The organism is Streptomyces sp. NPDC006739, assembly GCF_042869815.1.
Classification (GTDB): domain Bacteria; phylum Actinomycetota; class Actinomycetes; order Streptomycetales; family Streptomycetaceae; genus Streptomyces.
This window is the reverse complement of record NZ_JBIAGM010000012.1, coordinates 116504-129824: the sequence shown is the minus strand read 5'-3', so window position 1 is coordinate 129824 and position 13321 is coordinate 116504. Positions and strand designations below refer to the sequence as shown.

Annotated in this window: 15 protein-coding genes and 6 tRNA genes; 9 read left to right on the top strand and 12 right to left on the bottom strand. The window is 72.9% G+C overall.

The features are described 5' to 3' along the window. Positions 1-34: 34 nt before the first annotated feature. A tRNA-Val gene (locus tag ACFYMM_RS24010) sits at positions 35-106 on the bottom strand. A gap of 50 nt (positions 107-156) precedes the next feature. Further along, a complete protein-coding gene (locus ACFYMM_RS24005; RefSeq protein WP_388389803.1) occupies positions 157-591 on the bottom strand; it encodes a TIGR02611 family protein in 435 nt (144 codons plus the stop codon). Between the two features lie 200 nt (positions 592-791). On the opposite strand from ACFYMM_RS24005, the gene ACFYMM_RS24000 reads away from it, so the two are divergent. Together ACFYMM_RS24000 and ACFYMM_RS23995 are read left to right on the top strand one after the other, a co-directional pair. Continuing rightward, positions 792-1205: an SsgA family sporulation/cell division regulator gene (locus ACFYMM_RS24000; RefSeq protein ID WP_004002642.1), complete on the top strand. Its 414-nt coding sequence runs from the start codon at positions 792-794 to the stop codon at positions 1203-1205. A gap of 260 nt (positions 1206-1465) precedes the next feature. After that, complete coding sequence (locus tag ACFYMM_RS23995; RefSeq protein ID WP_388389802.1) at positions 1466-2026, top strand: CGNR zinc finger domain-containing protein; 561 nt, start codon at positions 1466-1468, stop codon at positions 2024-2026. Positions 2027-2121: 95 nt separating this feature from the next. Here ACFYMM_RS23995 and ACFYMM_RS23990 read toward each other — a convergent pair whose 3' ends face one another. Further along, positions 2122-2274, bottom strand: a complete 153-nt coding sequence (locus ACFYMM_RS23990) for a hypothetical protein (protein ID WP_190046070.1) — start codon at positions 2272-2274, stop codon at positions 2122-2124. 154 nt (positions 2275-2428) lie between these two features. After that, positions 2429-2875 carry a hypothetical protein gene (locus ACFYMM_RS23985; RefSeq protein ID WP_388389800.1) on the bottom strand — a complete coding sequence of 149 codons (447 nt, stop codon included), beginning with the start codon at positions 2873-2875 and terminating at the stop codon, positions 2429-2431. A gap of 254 nt (positions 2876-3129) precedes the next feature. Here ACFYMM_RS23985 and ACFYMM_RS23980 point away from each other — a divergent pair, with 254 nt between their 5' ends. Next, a complete protein-coding gene (locus ACFYMM_RS23980; RefSeq protein WP_388389798.1) occupies positions 3130-3654 on the top strand; it encodes a DsbA family protein in 525 nt (174 codons plus the stop codon). A gap of 27 nt (positions 3655-3681) precedes the next feature. On the opposite strand, the gene ACFYMM_RS23975 is transcribed toward ACFYMM_RS23980, so the two are convergent. The 3 genes from ACFYMM_RS23975 to ACFYMM_RS23965 all read right to left on the bottom strand — a co-directional run bounded on the left by ACFYMM_RS23975 (position 3682) and on the right by ACFYMM_RS23965 (position 6622). After that, entirely contained in the window at positions 3682-4509 is an 828-nt protein-coding gene (locus ACFYMM_RS23975; protein ID WP_388389796.1) for a GNAT family N-acetyltransferase, read from the bottom strand. 215 nt (positions 4510-4724) lie between these two features. After that, the gene (locus ACFYMM_RS23970) at positions 4725-5546 is read right to left on the bottom strand and encodes an aminotransferase class IV (RefSeq protein WP_388389794.1); all 822 of its coding nucleotides are present in this window, start codon (positions 5544-5546) and stop codon (positions 4725-4727) included. Further along, positions 5543-6622, bottom strand: coding sequence for a chorismate-binding protein (locus ACFYMM_RS23965; RefSeq protein WP_388389793.1), 1080 nt, complete (start codon positions 6620-6622; stop codon positions 5543-5545). Before ACFYMM_RS23965 ends, ACFYMM_RS23970 begins: the two co-directional genes overlap by 4 nt. Positions 6623-6800: 178 nt before the next feature. Between ACFYMM_RS23965 and ACFYMM_RS23960 the strand changes: the two genes are divergently transcribed. The 5 genes from ACFYMM_RS23960 (at position 6801) to ACFYMM_RS23940 (ending at position 7251) form a co-directional block, all read left to right on the top strand. Next, a tRNA-Gly gene (locus ACFYMM_RS23960) sits at positions 6801-6873 on the top strand. A 38-nt stretch (positions 6874-6911) separates the two neighbouring features. Then, positions 6912-6985: transfer RNA gene (locus ACFYMM_RS23955), tRNA-Cys, on the top strand. A gap of 1 nt (position 6986) precedes the next feature. Continuing rightward, positions 6987-7058 (top strand) — tRNA-Val (locus tag ACFYMM_RS23950). Between the two features lie 37 nt (positions 7059-7095). Then, positions 7096-7167, top strand: a tRNA-Val gene (locus tag ACFYMM_RS23945). A 12-nt stretch (positions 7168-7179) separates the two neighbouring features. After that, positions 7180-7251 (top strand) — tRNA-Val (locus ACFYMM_RS23940). A gap of 73 nt (positions 7252-7324) precedes the next feature. On the opposite strand, the gene ACFYMM_RS23935 is transcribed toward ACFYMM_RS23940, so the two are convergent. From ACFYMM_RS23935 to ACFYMM_RS23925, 3 genes are all read right to left on the bottom strand, one after another. Next, positions 7325-7633 carry a zf-TFIIB domain-containing protein gene (locus tag ACFYMM_RS23935; RefSeq protein WP_388389791.1) on the bottom strand — a complete coding sequence of 103 codons (309 nt, stop codon included), beginning with the start codon at positions 7631-7633 and terminating at the stop codon, positions 7325-7327. An 80-nt stretch (positions 7634-7713) separates the two neighbouring features. Next, entirely contained in the window at positions 7714-8661 is a 948-nt protein-coding gene (locus tag ACFYMM_RS23930; protein ID WP_388389789.1) for a phosphotransferase family protein, read from the bottom strand. 280 nt (positions 8662-8941) lie between these two features. Continuing rightward, positions 8942-9139, bottom strand: a complete 198-nt coding sequence (locus ACFYMM_RS23925; protein WP_388389788.1) for a hypothetical protein — start codon at positions 9137-9139, stop codon at positions 8942-8944. 619 nt (positions 9140-9758) lie between these two features. On the opposite strand from ACFYMM_RS23925, the gene ACFYMM_RS23920 reads away from it, so the two are divergent. Further along, positions 9759-11117 (top strand): serine/threonine-protein kinase, encoded by a 1359-nt coding sequence (locus ACFYMM_RS23920; RefSeq protein ID WP_388390077.1) that lies wholly within the window; start codon positions 9759-9761, stop codon positions 11115-11117. Between the two features lie 45 nt (positions 11118-11162). Here ACFYMM_RS23920 and ACFYMM_RS23915 read toward each other — a convergent pair whose 3' ends face one another. Both ACFYMM_RS23915 and cobA read right to left on the bottom strand, forming a co-directional pair. Beyond that, on the bottom strand, positions 11163-11981 hold the full coding sequence (locus ACFYMM_RS23915) for a TrmH family RNA methyltransferase (RefSeq protein WP_388389786.1): 819 nt from the start codon (positions 11979-11981) through the stop codon (positions 11163-11165). Between the two features lie 63 nt (positions 11982-12044). After that, entirely contained in the window at positions 12045-13289 is a 1245-nt protein-coding gene (cobA, locus tag ACFYMM_RS23910) for a uroporphyrinogen-III C-methyltransferase (protein WP_388389784.1), read from the bottom strand. Positions 13290-13321: the final 32 nt, after the last annotated feature.

The window sequence follows — 13321 nt, the reverse complement described above, 5'->3', positions numbered from 1 at the left end:
CACCTGCTCGCTCGCAGGTGGGCCGTGGTCCGGGTGGGCGATACTGGGTTCGAACCAGTGACCTCTTCGGTGTGAACGAAGCGCTCTCCCACTGAGCTAATCGCCCGGGCGCAGGAAGTACATTACCCCATGTCAGGGGGTGCTTCGGCCATCGGCCTACTGGCCCTTGACCTTCCAGGGCGCCACGGCGCCGAACTTCCAGACGTAGATCCCGACGAGCACGGCCACGACCGCCAGCCCGATCACCGTCAGCGTGATGTTGCGGCGGCGCACCCTGGGGTCGAGGGCCCGCTGGGCCGCCTCGGTGACCTTGCGCTTGCTCCAGCGGAGCACGAGCTGCGCCCAGACGAACTCGGTGGCCCAGATCGCCATGCCGCCGAAGATCACGACCCAGCCGGGTCCGGGCAGCGGCAGCATGACGATGCCGGCGACGACGACCGCCAGGCCGATCACGAAGACGCCCACCTGCCAGCTCAGGTGGAGGGCGCGGCGCGCCTTGACGAACTCGGGCGCCCGCGATCCCAGCCCTTGCTCCGGGCGGTCCTCCGGCGCCACGGCGATCTCCCTCGGCTCGCTACTCTCCGTATTCATACGGCGAAACTTTACCTTCTTTACCGAACGGGAACCAGTCACCTCAATGGCCGTACCGCGCGAAGAGGTTCTGGGCCGTAAGAGTTACCTAAAGGCACGCAAAACACTCAGAGGGGTTTACAACGGCACCGTAGGTGGCATGTCGATTTCGCCGACGTGCGAATCCCCGAGCGCACACTGAGCGAAAGGCCCTGGCGCTTATGAACACCACGGTCAGCTGCGAGCTGCACCTGCGCCTCGTTGTGTCGAGCGAGTCCTCCCTGCCTGTCCCCGCAGGCCTGCGGTACGACACGGCCGACCCCTACGCCGTGCACGCCACTTTCCACACCGGAGCCGAGGAGACCGTCGAGTGGGTGTTCGCCCGCGACCTCCTCGCCGAGGGGCTGCATCGGCCCACCGGCACCGGCGACGTGCGCGTCTGGCCGTCCCGCAGTCACGGTCAGGGCGTTGTCTGCATCGCCCTGAGTTCCCCGGAGGGTGAGGCCCTGCTGGAGGCCCCGGCGCGGGCCCTGGAGTCCTTCCTGAAGCGGACGGATGCCGCCGTGCCCCCCGGCACGGAACACCGGCACTTCGATCTCGATCAGGAGCTGTCGCACATCCTGGCGGAAAGCTAGGTCGCGGCCCTCGAAGCCGCCCGGCGCCGTCCACTCGGGGAGACGGCTCGGGCCAGGACAACCGCATACGGCAGAACCGACGCCGTCACCGTGAGTGTTCGCGAGGACGGCGTCGCGTTCGCGTGCCGTCGCCGGGATCCCGCGCGCCCGCGAACTCCCAGGCGCGGGGCCCGGTGGTGCGGGTGGCTGCAGGCATGGTTGTCGCTACCATCGGCCAGCATCGGCGGGCGTCCGCCCGACCCCAGGCCAGGGAGCGAAACGTGCTGATCACCCACGACACCCGGTGCGCCCTCGACACCGTGGTGGATCTGGTGAACACCGCGCCGGAGGACGACACCGCCGCGGACGGACTGCCCGATGTGGCGGCTCTCACCGATTTCGTACGAAGCCACGAGATAAGCGATGTCGGGGTCCTCTCGGAGTTCGATCTGTCGGCGATGCGCAAGGTGCGCGGACGGTTCGCGGGGATCTTCGCGACCCAGGACGCCCGGACCGCAGCCGCGACGATCAACGAGTTGGTCGCCGCCGCCGGCACCACCCCCCGGCTCACGGACCACGACGGCTACGACTGGCATGTGCACTACTTCGCCCCCGGAGCCTCCGTGGCCGACCATGTCGCCGCGGACTGCGGGATGGCGCTCGCCTTCTTCGTGGTGGCCGGGGAGCAGGAGCGGCTGCGCCGCTGCGAGGCCCCGGACTGCCGGCGCGCCTTCGTCGACCTCTCCCGCAATCGCTCACGCCGCTACTGCGACAGCCGTACCTGTGGGAACCGGCTGCACGTGGCCGCCTACCGGGCCCGGCGCAAGGAGGCCGCGGGCTGACGCGTCGTGGGCGTCTCGCCGGTACCGATACCGATCTACCGATCCCGGTGCCGACGCCGGTCCCGGCGGGTGGCGCCGGGACGGGCGTGTACGGCTCACAGCAACAGCAGGTCGTGCAGCGCCGCCATGAGGAGCAGACACCCGATCACCGCAAGGAAGATCATCAGCGGTGGCTGGGAAAGGGCGAAGAGGCATCCGCGCGGCTCGTCCTTCGGCGGCGCGGCCTCGCTCTGTGGCGTGTCCAGCATCTCGCGGCGATGATGGCCCAGCCTGCACCCCGTACGCGATCAACACACCCGGAATGTCCGGGTGTTCGCCGGATTCCATGAGGTCCGGTCCGGTTACTGGCGATCCATGATCGATTCCGGGCGGCCCTACGACGTTATATGACCCCGTGGTCCGTCATATGCCGTGCTTCTTGAGGATGGCCTCGATGTCGCTGAAGTCCTCGGCGGAGCCGGTGGCGCGCGGAGCGGCGGCGGGACGGGCCGCGGGGCGGGCCCCCGGGCCCAGGGAGGGCGCCGAGGCCGTGGGCGCCACCGGGTCCTGCCGGGCCGGGGTCTTCGCGGCTCTGCGTTCCGCCCGGGAGCCGCCGCGTCGGCGCTCCACGGCCCGTGTGGTCGCGAACAGCAACCAGGCCACGCCCAGCACCCCGAATCCGGCCCAGGCCGTCGGGCTGAAGGCGGTGCCGGCGATCCAGCCGACGACTCCGGTCATGACCAGGCCCACGGGCACGAGCGAGTACGCGGCGACGCGGGCCGCCGCCAGGAAGCGCCTGCGGTAGGCCGTGACCACGGCGATGCCCAGGCCGGCCGCGGAGACGGCGGAGCAGACTGTCTCGGCGATCATCCGGTCCTCCTGGGCAGGCTCGGGCGGGCGGGTGCGGCACACGCCGCGGCTACGGCACGGCAGGCGCGCCTCGTACACGTCCATCGTGCACCGCCCGGTCCCCGGGATGCCATGGCCCGGCCGGACATCAGGGACATCTCCGGGTCGCCTCCTCCCTGGGTGCCAGGGGGCGCCGTGCCCTCCGCCCGCCGTGCGCCCCGCCCGCCGTACGCTCCGATTGGGTCGCTCGCTCCCGGCCTGGAAGACTGGTGGCCATGAGCGACTCCTCCCCCGCAGACGCGCCCGTTCTCGACATCTGGTGCGAACTCCAGTGCCCCGACTGCCGCACTGCCCTGGACGACCTGCGTGCCCTGCGGGCCCGCTACGGCGACCGGCTGGAGCTGCGGCTGCGGCACTTCCCGCTGGAGAAGCACCGGCACGCGTTCGCCGCCGCTCAGGCCGCCGAGGAGGCGCTGGCGCAGGGGCAGGGCTGGGCGTATGTGGAGGCGGTGCTGGGCCGGGTGGAGGAACTGGACCGTGAGGGAGAACCCTTCCTGGTCGACGTGGCCAGGGAAATCGGGCTGGACGCCGAGGAGTTCGACACCGCGCTGATCGACGGCCGGCACATCCTGATCGTCGACGCCGACCAGGCCGAGGGCAAGGCGATCGGGGTGACCGGTACGCCGACGTACGTCATCGGGGGTGAACGCCTCGACGGCGGCAAGAGCCAGGAGGGCCTGCGCGAACGCGTCGAGGAGATCGCGGACCGGCTGCTGGCCGGGCAGCCGGGCAAGGCCTGACCCCGGACTCGGCCCCGGACTCGGGCCTCAGATCAGGTTCTTGTACATGGTGCAGCTCACCGGCAGATAGCCGAGGGACTCGTACAGGCGCTCCGCCCGCGTGTTGCCGGCCATGACGTTGAGGGCGAGGGCGCGCTTCCCGGCGGCCACGGCCTGCTGTTCGGCCAGCAGCATCAGCGAGCGGCCGTGGCCCCGGCCGCGGGAGGCCTCGTCGGTCTCGACGTCGTAGACGTACGCGAACTCGTCGGTGAAGCCGAGCCACAGGGTGCCGACGCGGGCGCCGTCATGTTCCAGGACGCTGATCAGCGTGCCCGGCGTGGCCAGGCCCTGCGGCAGAAAGCGGTCGGTGTCCCGTTCCGCCTTGGCCAGGGCCTCGGCCTCGGGGACGCCGCGCATCACCCAGTTCTGGACGTATCCCTCGATGCCGTGCCGCCGCCAGGACCCGTACTCGTCCCGGGTCAGCGGTCTGCTCCGGGTGCCCGGGGGCAGTTCGGGCGCCGTACCGCCGAGATGTTTGCGCATGCCGCGGTTGCGGGGGACGTAACCGAGTGCCGTGGCGAGGCGCAGGGCAGCCGGGGCGTCGGCGGGGACCGCGATCTCGACCATGCGGCAGCCCCAGCCGCGGGCCACCTCCTCGGCGGCGAGGGCGGCGACGGCGCCCCGGCCCCGCCCGCGGTCAGGCTCCTCGATGCGCAGGTCCTGGATCCGGGCGACGGCGGACCCGAAGTCGGGGTGGGTGGAGAGCCGTACCGCTCCGACGGGACGGCTGTTCACGCACACCTGGAAGTGGCGGGACAGTGCCCCGCCGGCATCGCGCTGGAGCGGCTCGGTCGGCCGCAGGGTCGTGGTCATCATCAGTGTTCTACCCTGACCGCCGCATCCGATCAGCCGGATACGCACCCGGTCACGGCCGCCGCGCCCCGACCGCGCCGGACCCGACCACGGCGCTCACCCGACCACGGCGCTCACCCCATCGCAGCGCCGACCGCAACGGCCCCCGCACCGGCACGGCACCGGGCACTCGCACCGGCACCACCGCCACCGCACCGCCCGTCTCCCGCTCCCGATCCTCAGGGATCCAGGTCCTGGCCCGCTCGCTCCTCGAAGATCCGCATCGCCTTGGCGGTCACCGGGCCGGGGGCGGGGACCAGTTCGCGGTCGTCGACGCGGTGCACGGCCTGGATGTCCCGCAGCGTGGAGGTCAGGAAGATCTCGTCGGCCCCGGCCAGGACCTCCAGCGGCAGGTCGCTCTCGCGGACTCCGATCCACTCCACGGCCAGGGCCCGGGTGATGCCGGGCAGGCAGCCGGAGGCGATCGGCGGCGTGTGGATCTCGCCGCCCAGGACGACGAAGACGTTCGAGCCCGTGCCCTCGCACAGCTGCCCGACCGTGTTGGCGAACAGCGCCTCGGAGGCGCCCTCCTGGTGGGCGCGGGCGAGGGCGACGACGTTCTCGGCGTACGACGTGGTCTTCAGGCCGGTGAGCGCGCCGCGTTCGTTGCGGGTCCAGGGGACCGTGATCACGGCGGTCGAGTCGGGCCGGCGGCTGGTCTCGCCCAGGGCGACGACCAGGGTCGGGCCGTGACCGCCGCGGTCGGAGCCGAGAGGACCGTGACCTCCGGTGTAGGTGATGCGCAGCCGGCCCAGCGGCATCGGATTGGCCGCCAGGACGGCCGTACAGGCGCGGCGGACCTCGTCGTGGTCGGGGTCGTGCAGACCGAGGCCACGGGCCGAGCGGGTCAGCCGGTCGAGGTGGCGGGTGAGCGCGAACGGCTTCCCGTCGACCGCCTTCACCGTCTCGAAGACGCCGTCTCCCACGGTCAGGCCGTGATCGAAGACGGAGACACGCGCGGACTCCATGTCCCGCAGCTCGCCGTCCAGCCAGATCTTCATGAAGGACCCCCTCCGCTCTCGTCGTACTCTCCCGACGCTACCGCGAGCAGCCGGGACGCCTTCAGCTCGGTCTCGCGCCACTCCCCCTCCGGGTCGGAACCCCAGGTGATGCCGGCGCCGGTGCCGAAGCGCAGGACACCGTCCGCACGGTCGATCCAGAAGGTGCGGATGCCCACGGCCAGCTCGCCGACGCCCCGGTCGGCGTCCACCCAGCCGATGCCGCCGCAGTACGGGCCGCGCGGCGCGGTCTCCAGGGCGTCGATGATCCTGAGGGCGCTCGACTTGGGCGCGCCGGTGACCGAGCCCGGTGGGAAGGCGGCGGCGAGCAGCTCGGGCCAGCCGGCGCCGTCGCGCAGCTCGCCGCGCACCGTCGACACCAGGTGGACCAGGCCCGGGTGTTTCTCGACGGCGCACAGGTCGGGGACGCTGACGCTGCCGGTGGCGCAGACACGCCCGATGTCGTTGCGGACCAGGTCCACGATCATCACGTTCTCGGCGTAGTCCTTCTCCAGGAGGTCCGCCTCGGTCCGTCCGGTGCCCTTGATGGGGCCCGACTCGACGCTCCGGCCGCTGCGCCGCAGGAACAGTTCGGGCGAGGCGGTGGCCGCCTCCACGCCGTACCCCGGCAGGCGAATCGTTCCTGCGTACGGCGCCGGGTTGCCGCGCGCCAGCAGCGCGGTCAGGGCGTCCACGTCGGCGTCGGGCGGAACCGGGGCGCTGAGCACACGGCACAGGTTGGCCTGGTAGACCTCGCCGGCCGCGATGTGCTCCCGGATGCGGCGGACGCCCGCCGTGTACGCGGCGCGGTCGAGGGAGGAGGTCCAGTCGCCCACGGCCGGGCCGTGCCAGGAGCCCGGCACCGGGGCGGGCACCGGCTCCTCGCGCACGTCCGCGAAGCGGGCGCAGGTGAGCCCGCCCTCGAAGTCGGCGCAGACCGCCCAGAAGCCGGTGGACTCCAGGGCGGCCGGGTCACCGGTGACGTCGAGGAGGCCGGTGGCGACCCGGCCGCCGAAGCGGGCGAGGGGCGGCAGGCCTTCGGAGGGGCCGGAGGGGACGTCAAGAGGGAGGTCGCGCACGTGGTCGAGTCTATGGCGGGTGTCCCCGGGGCGACCCGGACGTGTCCCCGGGGCGGCCCTGACCACGTCGTCCCCGGAGCGCACCGCAGCACGCTGCGCAAACGCGTTTTTGTGCTGGCCCGGGAATCCGCTAGAGTTCAACACGTCGCCGGGACGCGTGAGCGAACCGAAACGACAGGCGGACGTAGCTCAGTTGGTAGAGCGCAACCTTGCCAAGGTTGAGGTCGCGAGTTCGAGCCTCGTCGTCCGCTCGAAGGAAGAAGGGGTCTTCCCGGTCCCCTGCACTCCTGGTGGAGTGGCCGAGAGGCGAGGCAACGGCCTGCAAAGCCGTCTACACGGGTTCAAATCCCGTCTCCACCTCCAAGGACGATTAGCTCAGCGGGAGAGCGCTTCCCTGACACGGAAGAGGTCACTGGTTCAATCCCAGTATCGTCCACTGGATCTTCCGGTACTTTCGGTCAAGATCCGGACCCGCGCGATTAGCTCAGCGGGAGAGCGCTTCCCTGACACGGAAGAGGTCACTGGTTCAATCCCAGTATCGCGCACGCGGCACCCCCGGACGATTAGCTCAGCGGGAGAGCGCTTCCCTGACACGGAAGAGGTCACTGGTTCAATCCCAGTATCGTCCACGCATTCCGAAGCCCCCGGCCCGTACCCACGGCCGGGGGCTTCGTCGTGTCCGCGGCAGCGGCGGAGTCGGCGTCAGGACGAGAACAGCATGTGACCGAAGCTCTTGTGGCGGTGGTGTCCGCCGTGACCGCCATGGCCGCCGTAGTGGCCTCCCTGGTGGCCGCCGTGCGGGGCGCCCCAGGCGGGGGCGGGCGGGGCCGGGTACGCCTGCGGGGCGGGCGGGGGCGGCGGGACGGGCTGGGACCACTGGGACTCCAGACGGGTCAGCGCCTCCAGCTCGCCGTAGTCGAGGAAGATGCCGCGGCAGCCGCTGCACTGCTCGATCTGGACGCCGTTGCGGTTGTAGGTGTGCATCGGCGCATGGCACTTCGGACACTGCATGCTCGGCTCAACTCCTCGCCGTTCGGTCCTGCTTCGTGTTTCCCCAGGACAGACTCCGTCCGGACCCGGTCGGTTGCACCCTACGCGGGGGATCCGGGCGCCAACTGCGCGGGTACCGACACCATTCGGGCACAGCCGTCCACCAGGGCCCGCTCCACCTCGTCCAGCGGGCGGCCGACGGTGAGCGCCTTGGTGAGGGCGCGGGCCGCGGTCTGGGCGGTCAGGGCCCGGGCCGGGACGTCCAGCGCGGGCCAGGGATCGCCGTGCGCCGGTACGGCCGGGCCGCCGGCCGCGCGGTAGGCGGTCAGGAAACGGGTCCACTCGTCGGGCGGGAGGAGTCCGCAGGCGTACCAGGCGGCGGGGCGGGCGAGGTCCCAGGCCGGTACGCCGGTGCCGAGATCGTCCACGTCGATCAGCCGCCAGGGGCCGTACGGTGCCGGGTGCCGGACGAGCTGGCCGAGGTGCAGGTCGCCGTGGCTAAGGGCGGCCGGGCCCGGCATGGGCGCCTCCGCGCGGGCCCAGGCCGGCAGGGCCGCCCAGGCGCCCAGGACGGGCTGTGCGGCGGGGTGGGCGTGCCGGGTCACGGCTGTGCGGAGGCGGGCGACGGCGTGGGCGGCCTTCAGGGGGCCGCGCATGACGGGCGGAGCGGAGGCGGCGGGGACCGGGGCCCGGTGGAGACCGGCGAGGAGGACGGCGGCGGCTTCCCAGGGGGCAGCGTCCGGGACGTCGGGGTCGACGGGGGTGCCGTACGGCCAGAGGGTGACCAGGCGGTCGTCGAGGTAGGCCGGGGTCTCGGAGAGCGGGGCCAGGAGGATGTCCGGGAGGCGGGCGGCCGTGGCCAGACGGAGGGCCAGGTCGGTGGGGGCGGTGTCCGGGGCATGGGCCTTGGCGACCGTGTCCGCGTGACGGACGACGGTGACGTCGGACCGGTGGGCGAGGGTCCCCGCGGCGCAGGCGCACTCGGCTCCGCCGGGGTGGGCGGCGGCTCGGACCTTCGCGGTCAGCCGCGTCGGCAGGTCTGGGGTCACTCGGGTCTCTCGACTGGGGGACGGCGGGAGGAGGGGGGCGCGGGGCGGCCGTCCCGCCCGGTCGCCCTTCCCTGCCCGGGACCTGACCGCCCCTGCCACGGCTTGGCCGCCCCCGGGCGGGACCTCGTCGCCCGTCGCCGCCCCTGCCGGAAAAAGGTTAATGCCGGCGCAGCTCCCCAGCTGCGCCGGCATTTGTGCCGTCCGCCGTACCCCCGTCCCCACGGGGTTTCATGGATGGATGTCCCCGCCCGGACCGCTCTTCCGGGCCTGGGGTCGCCGCTCAGCGCCCCAGCATCACTCCCACGGACGACGCCTGTGTGGCCACCGTGTCCCAGCCGTCGAAGACGACGAGGAGCAGGGCCGCCAGGGGAAGGGCCATGAGCGTCGCCACCAGGGGGTGGCGGCGGCCCGTACGGCGGGGGCGGAGCGCTGTGCGCCCCTGGGTGCGAAGCAGTGTCCGCGGTGCCGGGTGGGCCATGGTCCCTCTCCTGACCTTTTCGGTTGTCGTCGGCAGCGGCGAGTGTCTGACCTCGGGGGACGAGTGCTGCACCCGCCGCTTGACCTCAAATCTAGGCTCGTGGGGGGCGGGGGTCGTCATGCCCTCGTACCGATTGCCGGGCCTCCCGGAGGATGAGCCGCCACCTGCGGTCTACTCCCCTGGGTGGAGACGCGGCCCCGGGTCTCGGGGTCTTCCCTGAGGGCCCGCCCGGCCCTCAGGGTGTTTCCGGGCCGCCCTCACGGGCCCCGGCCGCTGGGGGCCCCGGCGAGTGACTTCGCTCACTTCGACCGCACTACGGCGCACCGCCGACGCCACCCGGCGGCCGCCCACGACCGCCACCACCAGGTACGTCCGGGCGATGCCGCCGACGTCCACGACCGTCTCCACGCCGCGACCCCTCATGTTTCCAATCCCCCTGCCCGGACAGCCGGTTGGAACCACGGCTGCCCCAAAGCCACCGTGTACGGCGCCTTCCTGACCACTCCTCAAGTCCGCCGCCCCGCACGGACAATCCATCGGCCGGAGAGGGCGCGGCCTCTGCGCGCGGCGGGCCGTGGAAACGTAAGCTGTGCCACGTCACACGGACCGGGCAGCGGGGATGAACATGGCGATGATGCGCCTGAGGCGCGAGGACCCGCGCGTCGTCGGCTCGTTCAGGCTTCACAGACGGCTCGGCGCGGGCGGGATGGGCGTGGTCTATCTCGGTTCCGACAAGAAGGGGCAGCGGGTCGCGCTGAAGGTGATCCGGCCGGATCTGGCGGAGGACCAGGAGTTCCGCTCCCGCTTCGCCCGTGAGGTCTCGGCGGCCCGGCGCATCCGGGGCGGGTGCACCGCGCGGCTGGTCGCGGCGGACCTGGACGCCGACCGGCCCTGGTTCGCCACCCAGTACGTCCCCGGTCCCTCCCTGCACGACAAGGTCGCCGACGAGGGTCCGCTCCTCGCGGCCGAGGCGGCGGCGATCGGCGCGGCCCTGTCCGAGGGGCTGGTCGCGGTGCACGAGGCCGGCGTGGTGCACCGGGACCTGAAGCCGTCCAACATCCTGCTGTCCCCCAAGGGGCCCCGGATCATCGACTTCGGCATCGCCTGGTCGACCGGTGCCTCCACCCTCACCCACGTCGGTACGGCGGTGGGCTCCCCCGGTTTCCTCGCGCCCGAGCAGGTGCGGGGCGCCGCGGTGACCCCGGCCACGGACGTGTTCTCCCTCGGCGCGACCCTGGCGTACGCCTCGACCGGCGACTCGCCCTTCGGGCACGGCAGTTCCGAGGTGATGCTGTACCGGGTGGTGCACGAGGAACCGCATCTGCTCGGTGTTCCGGACGCGCTCGCTCCGCTCGTGCGGGCCTGTCTGGCCAAGGACCCGGAGGAGCGGCCCAGCACGCTCCAACTGTCGCTGCGGCTCAAGGAGATCGCGGCCCGCGAGGCCCAGGGCCTGAACGACGTACGGCCGCCCGCGCCGCGTGCCGGGGAGGCGGACCGGCCCACCGGACGGCTCATGGAGACCTATCCGGATCCGCAGCGGACCCAGCGGCGTACGCAGTCCTCCCCCGGCACTCCGGTGCCGCGCGGTGGCGGTCCGGCGCGTGGCGGCTCGCCCGCGCGCGGGGGCGGCGCCTCGCGCGCCGGAGCCGGCGGCGGCCGGCCGGCCGGGGCGCGTCTCACCCCGGCCCCGCGCGGTGGCTCGCGCTCCGGCAACGGCACCCGTCCCGGTCCGCGCAGCGGCACGGGGCGTCCGGCACCGCGCCCCACGGGCACCGGGCGGCGCCCGGCGAATCCGCGGCTGCTGCGGCAGCGGTTGTTCGTGTTCGTCGTGGTGACCCTGCTGGTCGCCCTCGGTATCGCGCTGGCCCAGGGCTGCCAGGGGCCGCCGCACGGGCTGGGCGGTCCGGCCAGGGTCGTCGAGCCGACGCAGGGCGTCGACGCCCCGGCACGGCTGCCGTTCCCGCAGGACCAGCAGTGAGGAGAGCCGTACGGCGCCGCCTCGCGTCCAGGGGCCCGAGGGGACTCAGGCCTCCGGCCGGCCCGTGGCCACGGCGTAGAAGGCGACCGCCGCCGCCGCGCCCACGTTGAGGGAGTCGACGCCGTGGGACATCGGGATGCGGACCCATTCGTCGGCGGCCACCAGGGCCTGGGTGGACAGGCCGTCGCCCTCGGCGCCGAGCATCAGGGCGACCCGGTCCATCCGGTGCGGGGCGGCCTCGTCGAGGCTCCTGGCCTTCTCGTCCGGGGTGAGCGCGAGGAGCGTGAACCCGGCCTCCCGGACCGAGTCCAGGCCCCTGGGCCAGCTGTCCAGGCGGGCGTACGGCACGGAGAAGACCGCACCCATCGAGACCTTCACGCTGCGGCGGTAGAGGGGGTCGGCGCAGTCCGGGGAGAGCAGTACGGCGTCCATGCCGAGGGCGGCGGCCGAGCGGAAGATCGCGCCGATGTTGGTGTGGTCGTTGACCGACTCCATGACCACCACCCGGCGGGCCGAGCGCAGCAGTTCGGCCGCCGTGGGCAGCGGCTTGCGCTGCATGGAGGCGAGGGCGCCGCGGTGCACGTGGTAGCCGGTGACCTGCTCGGCGAGGTCCGGGCTGACCGCGTACACCGGAGCCGGCAGCTCGTCGATGACGTCCCGCATCACATCGATCCACTTGGCCGACAGCAGCATCGAGCGCATCTCGTAGCCCGCTTCCTTGGCCCGCCGGATGACCTTCTCGCCCTCGGCGATGAACAGGCCCTCGGCCGGTTCGCGCTTGCGGCGCAACTCGACGTCGGTCAGGCCCGTGTAGTCGCGCAGACGCGGGTCGGCGGGGTCCTCAACGGTGATGAGATCGGCCACAGGGTGATACTGCCTTGTCCTGGGTGTGGTGCCAACGGCTCGGAACGGTTGTGTTACCCGCGGTTACTCGGACGGTCGCCCGGACGGGCCGGGCCCGACTCCGACGACCTCGCCGATGACGATGACCGCGGGCGGCTTCACCTCCTGCGCGCGGACGGTCTCGGCGACGGTGGCGAGGGTCGCGTCGACCCGGCGCTGGGCGGCCGTGGTGCCCTCCTGGACCAGGGCCACGGGAGTCTGGGGGGCCTTGCCGTGCGCGACGAGCGTCTCGGCGATCTTCCCGATCTTGTCGACGCCCATCAGGACCACGAGGGTGCCGGTCAGCCTGGCCAGCGACGGCCAGTCCACCAGGGAGCGCTCGTCGTCGGGGGCGACATGGCCGCTGACCACGGTGAACTCGTGCGCGACACCCCGGTGGGTGACCGGGATGCCCGCCGCGCCCGGCACCGAGATCGAACTGGAGATGCCGGGGACGACCGTGCAGGGGATCCCGGCGTCGGCGAGCGCCTGGATCTCCTCCATGCCCCGGCCGAAGACGAAGGGGTCGCCGCCCTTGAGCCGTACGACGGACTTGCCCTGCTTCGCGTGCTCGATCAGCGCGTTGTTGATGGCCTCCTGGGCCATGAACCGGCCGTACGGGATCTTCGCCGCGTCGATCACCTCGACGTGCGGCGGCAGTTCGGCGAGCAGGTCGCGCGGGCCGAGTCGGTCGGCGATGACGACGTCGGCCTCCGCGAGCAGCCGGCGGCCGCGCACCGTGATCAGGTCCGGGTCGCCCGGACCGCCGCCGACCAGCGCGACGCCGGGCGTGCGGGTGCGGTGGTGCGGGGCGACGAGGGTGCCGTCGCGCAGGCCCGCCACGACCGCGTCGCGGATGGCGGCGGTGTGGCGGGGGTCGCGACCGCGCGCGTCGGTGGTCAGGACGGCGACCGTGACGCCCTCGCTGTGGCCGGTGGCCGGGGTCCATGCGGTCGCGGCGTCGGCGTCGTCGGAGCGGACGCACCAGACGCGGTGCCGCTCCGCTTCGGCGGAGGCGAGGGAGTTGGCCTCGGGGTCGCTGGTCGCGATGAGCGCGTACCAGGCCTCGGCGAGGTCGCCGTCCGCGTAGGGGCGCCTGAGCCAGGCGATCTCGCCGCCGTCCGCCATCGCCTCCACGGAGGGGGTCGCCTCCGGGGAGACGAGCACGATGTCCGCGCCCGCCGCGATGAGCGCCGGGAGGCGGCGCTGGGCGACCTGGCCGCCGCCGAGGACGACCACGCGGCGGCCGGTGAGGCGGAGGCCTACGGGATAGGCGGGGTGTTCGGCCATGAGGGGCGGCTCCTCGTGCAGCTGTGTGGTGG

Excerpts from the sequence above, each read along its gene's own strand:
- ACFYMM_RS24005 (WP_388389803.1), bottom strand. The coding sequence starts at position 591 with ATGAATACGGAGAGTAGCGAGCCGAGGGAGATCGCCGTGGCGCCGGAG.
- ACFYMM_RS24000 (WP_004002642.1), top strand. The coding sequence starts at position 792 with ATGAACACCACGGTCAGCTGCGAGCTGCACCTGCGCCTCGTTGTGTCG.
- ACFYMM_RS23990 (WP_190046070.1), bottom strand. The coding sequence starts at position 2,274 with ATGCTGGACACGCCACAGAGCGAGGCCGCGCCGCCGAAGGACGAGCCG.
- ACFYMM_RS23985 (WP_388389800.1), bottom strand. The coding sequence starts at position 2,875 with ATGATCGCCGAGACAGTCTGCTCCGCCGTCTCCGCGGCCGGCCTGGGC.
- ACFYMM_RS23980 (WP_388389798.1), top strand. The coding sequence starts at position 3,130 with ATGAGCGACTCCTCCCCCGCAGACGCGCCCGTTCTCGACATCTGGTGC.
- ACFYMM_RS23975 (WP_388389796.1), bottom strand. The coding sequence starts at position 4,509 with ATGATGACCACGACCCTGCGGCCGACCGAGCCGCTCCAGCGCGATGCC.
- ACFYMM_RS23970 (WP_388389794.1), bottom strand. The coding sequence starts at position 5,546 with ATGAAGATCTGGCTGGACGGCGAGCTGCGGGACATGGAGTCCGCGCGT.
- ACFYMM_RS23935 (WP_388389791.1), bottom strand. The coding sequence starts at position 7,633 with ATGCAGTGTCCGAAGTGCCATGCGCCGATGCACACCTACAACCGCAAC.
- ACFYMM_RS23925 (WP_388389788.1), bottom strand. The coding sequence starts at position 9,139 with ATGGCCCACCCGGCACCGCGGACACTGCTTCGCACCCAGGGGCGCACA.
- ACFYMM_RS23920 (WP_388390077.1), top strand. The coding sequence starts at position 9,759 with ATGAACATGGCGATGATGCGCCTGAGGCGCGAGGACCCGCGCGTCGTC.
- cobA (WP_388389784.1), bottom strand. The coding sequence starts at position 13,289 with ATGGCCGAACACCCCGCCTATCCCGTAGGCCTCCGCCTCACCGGCCGC.